This window comes from Lacrimispora sp. (assembly GCF_031982545.1).
In the GTDB taxonomy this organism is placed as follows: domain Bacteria; phylum Bacillota; class Clostridia; order Lachnospirales; family Lachnospiraceae; genus Lacrimispora.
On the sequence record NZ_DALYXB010000014.1, the window covers coordinates 106,415 to 122,224 of the forward strand.

The 15,810-nt window shown below is 42.5% G+C and carries 12 protein-coding genes; 10 read left to right on the forward strand and 2 right to left on the reverse strand.

Annotated elements, in window-relative coordinates; all coding sequences use genetic code 11:
• Positions 1 to 38 precede the first annotated feature (38 nt).
• Positions 39 to 797 carry a class I SAM-dependent methyltransferase gene (locus ABS301_RS21135; protein ID WP_349674084.1) on the reverse strand — a complete coding sequence of 253 codons (759 nt, stop codon included), beginning with the start codon at positions 795 to 797 and terminating at the stop codon, positions 39 to 41.
• A gap of 336 nt (positions 798 to 1,133) precedes the next feature.
• On the opposite strand from ABS301_RS21135, the gene licT reads away from it, so the two are divergent.
• From licT to ABS301_RS21185, 10 genes are all read left to right on the forward strand, one after another.
• Positions 1,134 to 1,973 carry a BglG family transcription antiterminator LicT gene (gene licT / locus ABS301_RS21140; protein ID WP_349674085.1) on the forward strand — a complete coding sequence of 280 codons (840 nt, stop codon included), beginning with the start codon at positions 1,134 to 1,136 and terminating at the stop codon, positions 1,971 to 1,973.
• A gap of 205 nt (positions 1,974 to 2,178) precedes the next feature.
• A complete protein-coding gene (locus ABS301_RS21145; protein WP_349674086.1) occupies positions 2,179 to 4,050 on the forward strand; it encodes a beta-glucoside-specific PTS transporter subunit IIABC in 1,872 nt (623 codons plus the stop codon).
• Between the two features lie 19 nt (positions 4,051 to 4,069).
• Positions 4,070 to 5,509 carry a glycoside hydrolase family 1 protein gene (locus ABS301_RS21150; protein ID WP_349674087.1) on the forward strand — a complete coding sequence of 480 codons (1,440 nt, stop codon included), beginning with the start codon at positions 4,070 to 4,072 and terminating at the stop codon, positions 5,507 to 5,509.
• Between the two features lie 21 nt (positions 5,510 to 5,530).
• Positions 5,531 to 7,282, forward strand: coding sequence for a carboxylesterase family protein (locus tag ABS301_RS21155; RefSeq protein WP_349674088.1), 1,752 nt, complete (start codon positions 5,531 to 5,533; stop codon positions 7,280 to 7,282).
• Positions 7,283 to 7,471: 189 nt separating this feature from the next.
• Complete coding sequence (locus ABS301_RS21160) at positions 7,472 to 9,097, forward strand: response regulator (protein ID WP_349674089.1); 1,626 nt, start codon at positions 7,472 to 7,474, stop codon at positions 9,095 to 9,097.
• Positions 9,081 to 10,523 carry a sensor histidine kinase gene (locus ABS301_RS21165; protein ID WP_349674090.1) on the forward strand — a complete coding sequence of 481 codons (1,443 nt, stop codon included), beginning with the start codon at positions 9,081 to 9,083 and terminating at the stop codon, positions 10,521 to 10,523. Before ABS301_RS21160 ends, ABS301_RS21165 begins: the two co-directional genes overlap by 17 nt.
• Positions 10,524 to 10,691: 168 nt before the next feature.
• Positions 10,692 to 11,774 carry an ABC transporter substrate-binding protein gene (locus tag ABS301_RS21170; RefSeq protein WP_349674091.1) on the forward strand — a complete coding sequence of 361 codons (1,083 nt, stop codon included), beginning with the start codon at positions 10,692 to 10,694 and terminating at the stop codon, positions 11,772 to 11,774.
• Positions 11,775 to 11,923: 149 nt separating this feature from the next.
• On the forward strand, positions 11,924 to 13,444 hold the full coding sequence (locus ABS301_RS21175; RefSeq protein WP_349674092.1) for a sugar ABC transporter ATP-binding protein: 1,521 nt from the start codon (positions 11,924 to 11,926) through the stop codon (positions 13,442 to 13,444).
• Positions 13,437 to 14,492, forward strand: a complete 1,056-nt coding sequence (locus ABS301_RS21180) for an ABC transporter permease (protein ID WP_349674093.1) — start codon at positions 13,437 to 13,439, stop codon at positions 14,490 to 14,492. The genes ABS301_RS21175 and ABS301_RS21180 overlap by 8 nt, the downstream gene beginning before the upstream one ends.
• Complete coding sequence (locus ABS301_RS21185) at positions 14,493 to 15,509, forward strand: ABC transporter permease subunit (protein ID WP_349674094.1); 1,017 nt, start codon at positions 14,493 to 14,495, stop codon at positions 15,507 to 15,509. It begins immediately after the preceding gene.
• Between the two features lie 60 nt (positions 15,510 to 15,569).
• On the opposite strand, the gene ABS301_RS21190 is transcribed toward ABS301_RS21185, so the two are convergent.
• Positions 15,570 to 15,716: an LDCC motif putative metal-binding protein gene (locus tag ABS301_RS21190; protein ID WP_349674095.1), complete on the reverse strand. Its 147-nt coding sequence runs from the start codon at positions 15,714 to 15,716 to the stop codon at positions 15,570 to 15,572.
• Positions 15,717 to 15,810: the final 94 nt, after the last annotated feature.

Genomic DNA, 15,810 nt, shown 5'->3' on the forward strand with positions numbered 1-15,810 from the left:
TCACGAGTACATTTCTCCGATTTTAGTGGTAACAGATTTTATGATTTAATAGAATATACCATTAATTGAAGCTCTTTTGAAGTTTCTGGTTTTCCATAATAATTGGAATAGGTTTGTAATATCATCATATTTCTATTCTCTAAAATTTCATCCAGTTCTTCATGAGAATAGAGCCGGATTGTATCACCGCGGAGGATTTCCGGTTTAACCAGGGGTTCTCCATAAGAAATAGTTTTACCCCCATAAAGCATAATTCTCTTTTCCGCGTTCCATTCAAAACAGGATAGAGAGAGCGCATTCTCCCCTGCCTCCCAACTGGTGGCTGGAAAGTGTAATTCTGCATATTCCGCATTGCACAGATCCATAAAGTGCTTTCCGCCAGGTTTTAATGCATCTGCTATCACATCAAATATCTTTAAATTTTCACTATCATTTTCCAGATAACCAATAGCACCGTCTGCCAAGTTTAAGACAACATCGAACTCCTGATTAAATTTAAGATCACGAATATCTGAAAGTATGAACCGGGCGCTTAACCCCTCTTTCTTTGCTGCATTTTCTGCATCTGTTATATAGTCTTTGGTAATATCTGCTCCGACAACCTGAAATCCTCTTCTTGACAGTTCCAGACTATGCCTTCCAAAACCACAGGCCAGATCAAGAATTCGTTGATCTTTTCTTAAGTCTAATGTTTTAATAATAAAATCAATCTGCTGTTTCGTATCCTCCACCCATGAATGATTTTTTATATCCAGGCTCCATATATTTTTATACCAGTCTGATCCTTTTTCTATCATCTATCGTTCCTCCAAATTCTTTATTGCCGGCATCATTATTTTAAATTAAAAAACAGAAAATTAGTAGACTTGAATAAAAAAAAATGGTATGATTGATAATAGAGTGCGGCTATATACAAAATATTTGTGTTGTGCATTTTCGACAAAAATATACAGTAATTTTATCGGATTTGTATATAGATCTCCTTAGGTATCCATGATATACTGTACCTAGAAAATAGATGTGTAGTTTGTGACTGGTAAGGCAGGCAAGATCTACAGGGTTAATATCACATGTTAGCAGTATGTGGTAAGTGGTCCTGATGGCTTGTCTATTTTTTTTATCTGAAGGGGCTTATGAAGATAGAGAAGGTTCTGAATAATAATATGGTATTAGCTTATAATACTGAGGGAAAAGAGATCATACTGAAAGGGAAAGCAATCGGCTTTGGTAAGAAAAAAGGCGATGAAGTGGACCACAAACTGGTAGAGCGTGTGTTTATTCAGAATGATAAGCGTGACGCCCGTCATTTTGAAGAATATTTTGCAAAACTTCCTCAGGAATATTGGGAGATCAGCGAACAGACTGCTGATTATGCAAAGAATGAGTTTGGCATGCAGCTGGATTCCAGGATCATACTGACGATCTGTGATCATATCGCAGGTGCGGCTGAGCGTTATAAAGATGGAATTATTCTTCGAAACGCCATGCTATGGGAAGGAAAGAGGTTTTATCCCAGCGAATTTAAGGTGGGTCAGTATGCGGTTGATTTAATCCAAAGAAGGCTTAATATTTCCATGGAAGAGGATGAAGCCATGTTTCTGGCATTTCATTTTGTCTATGGGCAGAACAAAAAGCAGGAGCCTGACAATCTGGAGTTAATTACAGGCATTATCCGTGATATAGTGGATATTGTTGAAGCTGCTTATCAGGTAAAACTAAATACGGAAACCTGGGATTACAGGCGTTTCGTAACACACATTCGATTTTTTGCACAGCGTATGCTGCAAAACAAGCAGTACGAATCTACGGATGATGAGTGGTATCAGCTTTTGAAGGATAAATACCGCAAATCATACAACTGTATTGTTAAAATAGCTGATTATATTCATGACCGGTACTATTATGAGATGGACCGGGAAGAGATGATGTATCTGATGATTCATATAGAAAAAGTGACGAGAGAACTAACTTAGTTTTTTAGAGCACTGTTAAAACAGAAAGATGGGATTGTTACCGGACTTTATGATCCGGGCAGGACCCTGCACATAAGCGGCTGCGGATTATTATCAGGCAGTCAGCTTTTAGCAGGGTCTTTTTTATTACTTTTTGAATGATGAGGTGTTATAGACACCTTTTCAGATAGACTATTAAAATAACCTTATAAAGGGGGATCATTTTATGGCATTAGATTATGCTAAGACCGCAGAAACAATCTTAAATAAAGTCGGCGGAGAAAAAAACGTATCAGGATTGACACACTGCATGACACGTCTGCGGTTTGTACTAAAAGATTCAGCGATACCAAAGGATGCTGAAGTTGAAAAAATTCCAGGAGTCATTCGCGTTATTCGCCAGGGCGGACAATATCAGGTGGTAATTGGAAATGAAGTCAGCAATGTTTACAAGGAGATGTTAAAGCTGGGCCATTTTGAAGAAAGTACAGGTTCTTCGGAAGGCGGTCCCAAGGAGAACTTATTTTCAAGGCTTTCCGGTTTTATAGCAGGCTGTATGACACCACTTCTTCCTGCTATGCTTGGCTGTGGTATGATTAAGGTAGTTCTGACACTACTTACTACGTTTAGTCTGATTGACAAAACAGGCAGCACTTATGTGATTTTAAATGCAGCAGGAGATGCATTCTTTTACTACATGCCAATATTGCTTGCCATGACAACAGCAAAACGCCTTGGCTCTAATATTTACCTTGCAATGGTAGTTGCTGCATTAATGATTCATCCAGACATTACAGCACTTTTATTAAAGGGAAATACCTCATATTTTGGCCTGCCGGTAACAGCGGCCTCTTATCCCTCATCTGTACTTCCAGTATTGCTGATTGTACCGCTTATGGGTTATGTGGAGAGATTTGCAGATAAAGTCTGCCCAAGCCTTGTTAAAGTATTTTTGAAGCCTTTACTTGTTATTTTTATTACGATTCCCATTGCTCTTATTGTAGTTGGACCAATCGGAAGCATCCTTGGAAATTACCTGGCTTCTGGTATTAATTTATTATATAGTAAGGCAGGCTGGCTTGCAATTATGATACTTTCTGCAGGTATGCCGTTTATCGTAATGACAGGTATGCATTATGCATTAATTCCGATTGCATTAACCGGTCTTTCCAGTTTGGGATTTGATGCAATCTTAATTATTACCATGTTCTGCTCTAACTTAGCACAGGGCAGTGCATCTTTAGCAGTTGCAGTACGCACGAAAGACAAAGATGCAAAATCTACAGCAACTGCTTCAGGCATTTCTGCAATTATAGCCGGTGTAACAGAACCAGCTATGTATGGTGTTACATTAAAATATAAGACTCCTATGATCGCTGCTGTAATCGGTGCCGGTGCTGCTGGATTTTATGCAGGAATCATGCATCTGGTAGCTTATTCCATGGGAGGATCTCCTTCCGGATTATCTTTAATTCAGATGATTGGCGGAACCGGGTTTGGGAACTTATTAAACGGTGTGGTAACTCTTATTATATCACTGGTTGTTTCCTTTGTTATGACCTTAGTTCTTTATAAGCCGGAAGTAAATGAAGAATCACCAGAAGAAATTATTGAAGCTCCTGTTCCGGAGAAGAGGACACTTGTGGATACAATTGAGCTGGCAAGCCCATTAAGCGGAGATGTAATTCCGCTGAGTCAGGTAGAGGATGCAGTATTTGCCGGCGGTATTTTAGGAGAAGGTCTGGCAATTATTCCTTCTGAAGGAAAAGTATATGCTCCTGCTGATGGGATCATCAGTGCTGTTGTTGATTCCAAACATGCAGTGGGAATTACTACAGATACAGGAGTTGAAATTCTGATTCATGTAGGTCTTGATACCGTTCAGCTTGGTGGAGAAGGCTTCACACTCCACTGCAAGGCTGGAGACAAGGTGAAAAAAGGCAGTCTGCTTCTGGAATTTGATATGAATAAAATTAAAGAAGCCGGTTTCCCGGTTACCACTCCGGTTCTGGTATCCAATATGGTTAACTTTGTCAGCCTGAAGACCACAGATAAAAAACGGGTGAAAACAGGTGAAACTTTATTAACAATTGTCTAATAAATGAAAGAGGTGTAAGATGTCTGTATTTTCTGATAACTTTTTGTGGGGAGGCGCAGTAGCAGCTAACCAGTGTGAGGGTGCCTGGGATGTAGACGGGAAGGGAATATCTGCTTCCGATGTATGTACTGGAGGTTCCCATACAAGATCCAAGCGGATCACAAGGACCTTAGAGCCTGACACCTTCTACCCAAGCCATGAAGCGATTGATTTTTATCATCACTATAAAGAAGATATTGCTCTGTTTGCAGAGATGGGATTTAAAGTATTTCGTTTCTCCATTGCCTGGACCAGGATTTTTCCAACAGGCATGGAGGAAACTCCAAACGAAGAAGGACTTGCTTTCTATGACCGTGTAATCGATGAATGCAGAAGCCATAACATTGAGCCTCTCATTACCATCTCTCACTATGAGATGCCATTTGCACTGACAGAAAAATACAACGGCTGGTCCTCCCGAGAGTGCATTGATTTATTCGTGAGTTATGCCAGGACGCTGTTTAAGCGTTATAAAGGAAAGGTAAAGTACTGGCTGACATTTAATGAAATTAATGCCGGAACAATGCCTATGGGAGGGTTTCTCTCTCTTGGTATTTTAAATGAAGGAACGACTGATTTCACCAATCAGGTCGATAATCCTCAACTTCGCTTCCAGGGTCTGCATCATCAGTTTGTTGCCAGTGCCCTTGCTGTGAAGGCAGGTCATGAGATTGATCCTGACTGTAAAATCGGCTGTATGATCTGCCACATTACCACCTATCCAATGACCTGCAATCCCGATGATATTCTGGAGGCCCAGAAAAGAAACCAGATCTTAAATCAGTTCTGCGGAGATGTTCAGGTGCGTGGTGAGTATCCTACATTCATGAACCGATATTTCAAAGAAAATGGTCTTGAAATTAAGATGGAACCAGGTGATTTAGAGATTATCAAAGACGGCTGCGTGGATTATTATACGTTCAGCTACTATATGTCCAACTGTGCTTCCGCTGATCCGGAGCTTGAAAAAACCTCCGGCAATTTAATGGGTGGAGCCAAGAACCCCTATCTGGAAGCAAGTGACTGGGGCTGGCAGATTGATCCCAAGGGTCTGCGCTATACATTAAACGAGCTTTATGGCCGCTATGAGATACCGCTTATGGTTGTGGAAAACGGTCTGGGTGCCTACGATAAAAAGGAAGAAGACGGAAGCATTCAGGATGATTACAGAATCAGCTATTTAAAGAAACATATCGAGCAGATGCGTGAAGCAGTTGCTGACGGTGTGGATTTAATGGGCTATACGCCATGGGGATGCATTGATCTGGTCAGCGCTTCTACAGGAGAAATGGCAAAACGTTACGGTTTCATCTATGTCGAGAAATACGATGACGGAACCGGGGATTTATCCAGAAAAAAGAAAAAATCTTTTGACTGGTATAAGAATGTAATTGAAACCAATGGAGAAGTATTAGATTAATATAACTGGGGAGTTATTAATATGAAAAAAAGAGGTTTGGCAACTGGTCTGGTTTTAATGACCATGGTTATGGCAGCTGGTTGTGGCAGCGCGGCAAAAACAGAAACATCTGCTTTGCAGACAACAACTGAAACAACGGCTGCAGCGACAAAAGCAGCATCCGTTACGTCAGACGATACAAAAGACGGGGGCGCAGTGGTTTCTACCACATACGGCCCGGTAAAAGGGGTACAGGAAGGGGAGCTCCTGACCTGGTACGGAATTCCATACGGAAAGGCACCGGTGGGTGAATTAAGATGGCAGGCACCGACTGCACCGGCTGCCTGGACGGAGGAATTAAATTGTACCGAAGCATCACAGCCAGCAATTCAGCTTTCCGGCAATGAGAGTAAGGGAAGTGAGGATTGTTTAAAGCTTGATGTATATGCAAAAGAGAACAGTAAAAAGCTTCCTGTGCTTGTATTTATTCACGGAGGCAATAATCAGACTGGAAAGGCAGGGGAAATTCCCGGAGCTGATCTGGTAAAGAATGATAACTGCGTTTATGTTTCTGTGGATTACCGCCTTGGGCTTTTAGGCTTTAACTGCCTGCCGGCATTAACTGCCGGAGAGAATGGAACCGGAAACTTTGCCATGCTTGACATCGCCTATGCTCTTGACTGGGTAAAGGAAAACATTGAAGCATTCGGCGGAGATCCGGGTAATATTACTATTTCCGGATTTTCAGCAGGAGGCCGTGATGTTATGGCAATGCTGATCAGTCCTCAGTTTAAGGGCAAATTTCAGAAAGCAATTGCCTTCAGCGGAGGTATGACCACAGCGTCAGAAGCTTTAAGTGCGAAAAAGATTGCTAAAGCCATAGCACCCCTTGCGGTTGAGGATAAGAAGGCAGCAGATGAAAACGCTGCTTACCAGTGGCTGATGACAGATTCAGCTGATGTTAAGGAATACCTTTATTCCATATCAGCAGAACGTCTGGTGCCTCTTATGGGGAATGCTGCAATTCGTATGAGTGTATTCCCTCATCTTTATGAGGACGGAGTGGTCATTCCGAAAAATGGATTTGATACAGAAGATTATAACAGCGTTCCGCTCATGATGCTTACGGGAAGCTCTGAGTTCTCCATGTTCTGTCTGGGAGACGGATATTTTAAGAGTGATGACATGGCAGGATATTCAGAGGATGAGATTAAGGCAGCCAAAGCATTTGCCAGCAAATACGGAAGTGATATGTACCGGATCTTTAATGCTCAGGAAAGTGCGGTGAAGATGTCTGATCATTATCAGTCTGATATTTATATCTGCCAGGTTAATTACGGCAGTGATCAGTCTTCAGTGAAAGATTTAGGTGATTATGGTGCATTCCATGGCATATTCGTACCCATGCTTTCTGCCAAACATAATTATCTTGAGTTTTTCCCGGATGCATTTGGTAAGGCAGGCTATCAGGCAATGGCGAAGCAGTACAACAGTTATCTGGCGAACTTCTTAAAATCTGGAGATCCAAATGGTGATGGGCTGGCAGCGTGGAGCAGCTGGAAACCGGATAAAAAGGTGTCCATGGTATTTGACGGGACACAAACCGATGCAGTTGTAGAAGAAAAAGATGTAACAACCACCTACCAGGATATCATGAAAGCAATGGATCAGGATACCAGCGTTTCTGATGAGATTAAGGATAAAATGATTAAAAATGTTCTGAACGGACGGTGGTTCAGCCGTGGATTAGATGAACATTACGGTAATAAGAGCCTTTGGAGTGACGTAGAATAAGAGTCTGAAAAGAGATTTGTAATTCCTGAAAAACCGGGAGTTACGAATCTCTTTTTTTGTGGTACTATATGGGGAGAGGTATGTTTTTTTACGAATGAAAATGAAGCGGCGGAAATTATTCTCTTATATTTCCATAGAGGATTTTATATAATCGAATCATAGAAATGCGGCTGACAGGGGGAATCAGACATGGTTAAGATATTTCTTGCAGAGGATGAAAAAATTGTCCGTGAAGGAATTAAGAACGGAATTGCCTGGGAAAAATATGGGTTTGAATTTGCCGGGGAGGCGCCGGATGGAGAGTTGGCTTATCCCATGATATTAAAATCGAAGCCGGATATACTGCTTACGGATATCCGGATGCCTTTTATGGATGGACTGGAACTGGCGGAGATGGCAAAACGGGCATTACCGGATATACATATTATGTTTTTCAGCGGATACGATGATTTTGAGTACGCCAAACGGGCGATTAAGATCGGAGCTGCGGATTATCTCTTAAAACCGGTGAGCAGCAGCCAGCTTTTGGAAGCGTTGGAACGAATGAGTGAGACAATCATGCAGGAAAAAAGCGAGAAGGGATACAAGCAGGAATTTCTAAAGCAGCAGGAAGAACGTAAGCAGATGGACCGGGACCGGTTATTTGATATTATTGTATCAGGGAAGCTGGGACTTTCTGAATTGCTTCGAAAAGCTCAGGAGCACAATCTTTCTTTATCTGCCCCTATGTACAATCTCATTTTGTTTCAGGCAAAAGGAGCGGAGAGCCAGGATCAGTACTCGGATGAGAATGTACTGTTTGATAAGAGGCTGAAGGAAGAACTGGAGGGAAGAGCCGACATTATCGGATTTAACCGGCTTTCAGAAGGGTATAGCTTTCTAATTATGGGAGAAGAATCCGATATGGAACGGAAGGTAACCTGTTATTCGGAAATTCTCATACGTCTGGCGGAATCATTTCCTGAGATGGAGTATTTTGGAGGGATCGGGACTCCGGTGTGCAGACTCAGTGAAATCCGCACTTCCTTTAAAGCAGCAAGCAGGGCTTATGCCTGCCGTTATATGCTGGACCGCAACCAGATTCTAACGGCGGAGGCAGCAGTGCGGATTCATAATGATACGGGAAGTATCAGCCTGGAGGGAATTGATATCACCAAGTTAAGCCGTGACATTATTCCCAACTTCTTAAAGAACGGATCAGTCCCTGAGGTGAAGTATTTCGTTGAGGAATATATGGAAGCCTGCGGTAATAATATTAATTCACTGATTTTCAGACAGTACATCCTGATGGACGTGTATCTGGCAGTTATTGGGTTTGTGTCTCAGCTGGGTTTTGAGCCGGAACAGGTTTTAAAGGAGTTTGGAGATGCGAAGACTATGCAGCCCTGTGTGAACTCCATGGAATCTGCGGTTAAGTATACCAGGGAGATCCTTGCAAAGGCCATTGGTTTTCGAACTACCTGTTCCCAGAAAAAGTACCGGCTGGTTCTTGAAAAGGCAGTGGATTATATAGCGGCCCACTATCAGGACGAAGATATTTCACTAAATGCTGTGGCGTCGGCGGTAAATATCAGCCCCAATCATTTCAGTACTATTTTCAGCCAGGAGATGGAAATTACATTTGTGGAATACTTAACAAAGGTACGCATGGATGCTGCCAGGGAATTACTGTTGAAAACGGATTTGAGGACTTCAGAAATCGGATATCAGGTGGGATATAAGGATCCCCATTATTTCAGTTACCTGTTTAAGAAGATTCACGGAATCACACCGAAGGCGTTTCGGTCAGGGGGAGAAAATGAAGTACAAAAGTGATTCAATTAAGGCGAAAATAAAAAACATGCAGGCAATTTTATTTATCCCGGTCATCATTATGATTGGGATATTGCTATATACCATGGAATGGCAGAATCAACAGTATCGTCAGAGTATACGTAACCTTACCATGGCTACGGAGTTTAATTTTGATTTTAAGTCCAACATTGATTATAAGATGTACCGGATTGTGATCGGAGCAGACACCTTTGAATCCTTGAACCCGTATGAAGATCTGGAAGATTCTAAAAAGATGTTTTTGGAACTGAAAGACACCACTCCCCAGGAAACCAGTAAAAAGGGGCTGGATGGGATCGTGGTTTTAATCGGAATGCTGGAAAAAAGAATTGAGGATATTCAGACCAGCAACATTATCGGGGATTATGACCGGAATATGGCACGTCTTGACCAGGATATCTATGCAATTACTGATTTAATCCAGGAATCCATGTCCGATTATATCTATAATGAGACAAGGACATTGGAGTCTGTGCGGCAGAAGCTTGACACCCAGACAAGACAGGTCATTGCTCTTTGTATTGTGATCGCTTCTTATCTGATCGTATTTTTAATTGCTTCCTTTTCTTCATTTGGAAAGAAAATCACAAAGCCCATTGAGGAGCTGTGTGAATACACCATGAAGCTGGCAGACGGGAATCTGGAAGTCAGTGCACCAAAAAGCAACATCAGGGAAATTAAGGTGCTGGGGGAACAGTATGACCAGATGGTGTACCGAATCGGAGAGCTGATCCGCCACATTAAGGAAGAACAGGAGTTAAAGAGAAAAACAGAACTGAAGCTGCTTCAGGCTCAGATTAATCCCCATTTTCTATATAATACGTTAGATACCATTGTCTGGCTGGCCGAGGGAAAGCAGCATCAGGAGGTGGTGGAGATGATTACTGCACTGTCTTCTTTTTTAAGAATTGGTTTGAACAACGGGCGGGATTTTATTACGATTAAAGAGGAAGCAGAGCATATAAAAAGTTATTTATTAATCCAGCATTTCCGCTATGAGGACATTATGGATTATGAGATTGATTTTGAAGAACGGATCCGGGATTATTCCATATTAAAACTTACCCTGCAGCCCATTGTGGAAAATGCACTTTACCATGGAATAAAAAATTGCAGAAAAAAAGGATTCTTACGGATCAGTGGCTGGCAGGAGAATGAAGATATTCTTTTAAAGGTAGAGGATAACGGGATTGGAATGAAACCGGATGAGGTAAGAAAGATGGAGCATCAGATTGCCGGCGGCAGCAAAGCGGATTTTCATGTAGGAGAAGGCTTTGGAATTGCCAATGTGGCAGAGCGGATCCGACTGAATTTTGGTGAGGCGTATGGACTTACCATTGAAAGCGAGTACGGAGTTGGAACGGCTGTTACGGTAAGGATTCCGGCAGTAATATGGGGAAATATATAAAAAAATCAACTTTTATCCGAAAAAAATCAACTTATTTTCCGGAATACATGGAAATAGCGTAAGAAACTTAACCCTTTGCAAAAGATATTGTATTGAGAAATCAGGGGGATGGGTCTATGATACAGGTAGTTACTTAATAGTGATTTATTCTTATTGGAGGGAACGGATATGAAGAAAAGAGTTTTAAGCTTTTTGACAGCTGCGGTTATGACAACCGCCATGATTTTATCCGGTTGCAGCGGATCTCAGACAGCCGCAACGACAGCAGCACCTGCTGCTACTGAAACAAAAGCAGAGACAACAGAAGCAGCAAAAACGGAAGCAGCAACCACCACAGCAGCACCTGCAGAGAAAAAGGAAATTGTAGTGGGATTTTCTCAGGTTGGTGCAGAGTCTGACTGGAGAACGGCAAATACCGAATCCATGAAGTCAACGTTTACAGAAGCAAACGGTTACAAGCTGATTTTTGATGATGCACAGCAGAAACAGGAAAATCAGTTAAAGGCAGTTCGTAACTTTATTCAGCAGGATGTTGATTATATCGTTATCGCACCAGTTACAGAAACTGGCTGGGATACCGTATTACAGGAAGCGAAGGACGCAGGCATTCCGGTTATCATCGTTGACCGTATGATTAATGTATCTGATGATTCCTTATATACTGCATGGGTTGGTTCCAACTTCCTTCAGGAAGGTTATGATGCAGTAGCATGGCTTGATGATTATTTAAAGAAGAATAACAAAGCAGACAGTGATATCAATATCGTTACTCTTCAGGGTACCATCGGTTCTTCCGCACAGATTGGACGTACCAACGGCGTGGAAGAGAAGATGAAAGATCACCCGAAGTGGAAGATGTTAGAGCGTCAGACTGGTGAATTTACACAGGCAAAGGGTCAGGAAGTTATGGAATCCTTCTTAAAGACCTATAAAGATATTAATGTTGTAATTGCTGAGAACGACAACATGGCATTTGGTGCGATTGATGCGATCAAGGCTGCAGGGAAGACCTGTGGACCGAAGGGCGATATCATTATCATTTCCTTTGATGCAGTTTCTGCAGCATTTGACTCCATGATCGCAGGAGATATGAACGTTTCCGTAGAGTGTAATCCTCTTCACGGTCCTCGTGTAGCTGAGATCATTCAGAAGCTGGAGAAGGGCGAAAAAGTTGATAAGATTGCATATGTAAAGGAAGGCGTATTCCCGGCAGATACAGCAGCAGCTGAAAAACCAAAGAGACAGTATTAATTGGTTGGGACTAAGGCGCTGAAAGCAGAATGATAGCCAGAGAAACAGGTGCAGGGAATGGAGGACGGGGTCAGTCCTCCTCCAGGCACCTTTTTTAATCTCCTGACATGCAGTGAAAAGCAGAAAAGTGGAGAAAAAGGAGGGATTTTATGCCCAATGAGATAGTACTTAGCATGAAAAATATATCGAAGACATTTCCCGGGGTACGTGCCTTAGACCATGTGGATTTTACCTTAAGAAGCGGGGAGATCCATGCTCTTATGGGAGAAAACGGAGCAGGTAAATCAACGCTCATAAAGGTTTTGACCGGGGTAGAAGAATTTGAATCAGGTGAGATAAAAATTAAAGGTGAAAGCCAGACGATTATTAACCATTCTCCCCAGGAAGCCCAGGAGCATGGGATCAGTACCGTATATCAGGAAGTCAATCTCTGTCCCAATCTATCGGTGGCTGAGAACCTGTTTATCGGAAGGGAACCAAAGAGGGCAGGTCTCATCGACTGGAAGACCATGAACCGGAAAGCAGCAGAGCTTCTTTCCAAACTGGATATGAACATAGACGTAACAAAGGCACTGGAGAATTATTCCATTGCGCTGCAGCAGATGATAGCCATAGCAAGAGCTGTGGATATGTCAGCAAAGGTTCTGATTCTTGATGAACCTACCTCCTCCTTAGATGACAATGAGGTAGAAAAGCTGTTCCGGTTGATGAAGCGTCTGAAAGCAGACGGAGTGGGGATTATCTTTGTTACTCATTTTCTGGAGCAGGTTTATGAAGTCTGCGATAAGATAACCGTACTTAGAAACGGCGGTCTGGTAGGAGAATATGAAGTAGAAAAGCTTCCCAGAGTACAGCTGGTAGCCAAGATGATGGGTAAGGATTTTGATGATCTGGAAGCCATTAAAAAAGATGGAAAAACTGCCGGAAAATCCAGTGAGGCAGTTATTGATGCCAAAGGAATCGGCAGGCAGGGAACCATAAAACCATTTGATTTTCAGATTTATAAGGGAGAAGTGATCGGGCTGACCGGACTCCTGGGTTCCGGCCGTTCAGAGCTTGCAAGAAGTCTGTACGGGGCAGATAAACCGGACAGCGGGGAGCTGAAGGTCAATGGAAAGACTGTAGTTCTCCATACCCCTCTTGATGCCATGATGGCTGGTATGGCATATCTGCCGGAGAATCGGAAAGAGGAAGGAATTGTTGCTGATTTATCGGTAAGGGAGAATCTAATTCTGGCTCTTCAGGCTAAGAGAGGCATGTTCCATCCAATTGGAAGCAAGGAACAGGAGGAACTGGCTAACAAGTATGTGAAGCTGCTTCAGATTAAGACCGCAAGCCTGGATACTCCCGTAAGAAGTTTAAGCGGTGGAAACCAGCAGAAGGTAATACTGGGAAGATGGCTTCTCACAGATCCTGATTTTCTGATTCTTGATGAACCGACCAGAGGAATTGATGTTGGTACTAAGACTGAGATTCAAAAACTGGTGGTCCAGCTGGCAAAAGAGGGTGTTACTGTTATGTTTATTTCCTCTGAAATTGAGGAGATGATCCGTACCTGCAGCCGGATGGCAGTTTTAAGAGACCGGGAGAAGGTTTCTGAGCTTATGGAGGATGAACTTGATCAGAACCATATCATGAAGGCGATTGCAGGAGGTGGAACAGATGAATAAGGGAAAGGCATTTATAAAAAGACTGACAGGATACCGCTTGTTTCTGCCCCTCTTCTGTCTGGTGCTTGTTCTGTTTTCCAATTTGATCAAGACTCCCGGCTTCTTTGAGGTAACGATTAAAAACGGCGTTCTCTATGGATATATTATTGACGTAATTAATCGTGCAAGCGATCTGGTTATTCTGGCTGTTGGAATGACATTGGTAGTTGCTGCTTCAGGTGGTACAGATATCTCAGTAGGGGCTGTCATGTCTGTGGCGGGAGCGGTGTGCTGCTTCATTCTTTCAGGGGGACAGCAGTCTGTAAATGAGTTTGTGAATCCTTATATTCTGGGGGTACTGGCTGCTATTCTTGCAGGAATTTTATGCGGCTGCTTTAATGGTTTCCTTGTTGCAAAGCTTAAGATTCAGCCCATGGTGGCAACTTTGATTTTATTTACCGCCGGACGGGGAATTGCACAGCTCATAACAAAAGGGCAGATTACCTATATCCGCGTGGAATCCTATAAGATGCTGGGTTCCAGCATCCCTGGCATCCCCATTCCCACTCCTGTGTTTGTGGCTCTGATCGTGGTACTGCTCACCTATGTTCTGTTAAAGAAAACGACATTGGGACTTTATATTCAGACTGTGGGAATTAATGCGAAGGCTTCCAAACTGATGGGGATTAAGTCTGCAATGATTATTTTTCTTTCTTATGTTTTCTGCGGTCTCTGCGCCGGTATATCCGGACTTGTGGCCTCTTCCAGAATCTATTCTGCCGATGCCAACAACATTGGACTGAATCTGGAGTTAGATGCCATTCTTGCAGTGGCACTTGGAGGAAACAGCCTTGCAGGCGGAAAATTTTCACTGTTAGGAAGTGTCATCGGAGCTTACACCATTCAGGCGCTGAGCACCACCCTTTATGCCATGGGTGTTTCTCCAGACCAGATTCCGGTATATAAAGCGATTGTAGTTGTTGTAATTGTGGCGTTACAGTCAACTGAGTTAAAGCGTATGGTGAGTAAACTGCAGATAAACGTTAAGTCAGGAAAGAAGGTGGCATAAATGAAGAAGAGAGAAAAAATTGATGGAAAGGTATTTTTACTGATTATCACCATCCTTCTCTTTTTGGTGATGTATGCAGCCGGTCTGATCATATTCAAGAGCAAAGGGTTTGCAAAGCCTCAGGTATTTTTAAACCTGTTTATTTCCAACGCCGGTCTGATTGTAATTGCAGCGGGTATGACAATGGTTATGATAACCGGTGGAATTGATATTTCGGTTGGTTCCATTGTAGCCCTGACCTGCATGATGCTTGCATGGATGATGGAAATTAAGGGAATGGGAGCTGTTCCTGCCCTTGTAATCGTTCTGATTATGGGAATTGTATTTGGTCTGGTACAGGGATTTTTAATCGCATATTTAAAGATCCAGCCCTTTATTGTTACATTGGCCGGAATGTTCTTTGCAAGGGGCCTGACTGCCATTATCAGCCAGGAAATGATCAGTATTAAAAATGAGCTATTTTTAAAATGGGCAAAGAGCAAAATTAACTTAACCTTTTTAGGCGGTACCGTAAACAAAAAAGGTGTGATGAATTATTCATTTATTTATCCCAGTGTGATCATTGCACTGATTGTGTTAATCGGTATATTTGTTCTTTTAAAGTTTACCAAATTTGGAAGAACCATTTATGCGGTAGGCGGAAACGAACAGTCAGCGCTGATGATGGGATTAAATGTCAGGCGGACCAAGCTTCTTGTTTATGTGATCAATGGTTTCTTATGTTCGTTGGGCGGTTTCTTGTTCGCGTTAAATACCTGCGCCGGTTTTGTTGAACAGGCAAAGGGCTTTGAAATGGAAGCCATCGCCTCAGCGGTAATTGGGGGAACCCTGCTTACAGGAGGGGTGGGCAACGTGTTTGGCAGTCTGTTTGGAGTTTTAATTAAGGGAACAATTGAAACCTTCATTACTTTCCAGGGGACGCTTTCTTCCTGGTGGACCAAGATTACGATTGCAGCGCTGCTTGCATTCTTTATCATTCTTCAGAGTTTATTTGCAAAGGCAAAGGAAAAGAAATAAAATATGAAAAAAACAGAAGCCGGGGGGATATGCCTTCTCCCGGCTTCTGTTTTTTTCTCATCACTGGCCGCTTTTTTTCTGGTTCTCCGGTCTGCGGTTAAGATTGCAGCAGTCCATCGTCTGATTGCCAAAGGTTTCTTTGTTCGTTTTGGCCAAATCAGCCAGGTAGTTCTGAAATGCTTTTTTTATTCGCTGTCCAAGTTTCATTGGCACAACCTCCTGCATTGTATTCTGAGTTAATGGTAATATCCTGATTTGTAGAAATTATGTAGAAGTTTTGATTGCCTTTGCAGGTTATATT

Bases quoted from the DNA above. Each gene is read 5' to 3' on its own strand.
- ABS301_RS21135 (WP_349674084.1), bottom strand. From the start codon at position 797: ATGATAGAAAAAGGATCAGACTGGTATAAAAATATATGGAGCCTGGAT.
- licT (WP_349674085.1), top strand. From the start codon at position 1,134: ATGAAGATAGAGAAGGTTCTGAATAATAATATGGTATTAGCTTATAAT.
- ABS301_RS21145 (WP_349674086.1), top strand. From the start codon at position 2,179: ATGGCATTAGATTATGCTAAGACCGCAGAAACAATCTTAAATAAAGTC.
- ABS301_RS21150 (WP_349674087.1), top strand. From the start codon at position 4,070: ATGTCTGTATTTTCTGATAACTTTTTGTGGGGAGGCGCAGTAGCAGCT.
- ABS301_RS21155 (WP_349674088.1), top strand. From the start codon at position 5,531: ATGAAAAAAAGAGGTTTGGCAACTGGTCTGGTTTTAATGACCATGGTT.
- ABS301_RS21160 (WP_349674089.1), top strand. From the start codon at position 7,472: ATGGTTAAGATATTTCTTGCAGAGGATGAAAAAATTGTCCGTGAAGGA.
- ABS301_RS21165 (WP_349674090.1), top strand. From the start codon at position 9,081: ATGAAGTACAAAAGTGATTCAATTAAGGCGAAAATAAAAAACATGCAG.
- ABS301_RS21170 (WP_349674091.1), top strand. From the start codon at position 10,692: ATGAAGAAAAGAGTTTTAAGCTTTTTGACAGCTGCGGTTATGACAACC.
- ABS301_RS21175 (WP_349674092.1), top strand. From the start codon at position 11,924: ATGCCCAATGAGATAGTACTTAGCATGAAAAATATATCGAAGACATTT.
- ABS301_RS21180 (WP_349674093.1), top strand. From the start codon at position 13,437: ATGAATAAGGGAAAGGCATTTATAAAAAGACTGACAGGATACCGCTTG.
- ABS301_RS21185 (WP_349674094.1), top strand. From the start codon at position 14,493: ATGAAGAAGAGAGAAAAAATTGATGGAAAGGTATTTTTACTGATTATC.
- ABS301_RS21190 (WP_349674095.1), bottom strand. From the start codon at position 15,716: ATGAAACTTGGACAGCGAATAAAAAAAGCATTTCAGAACTACCTGGCT.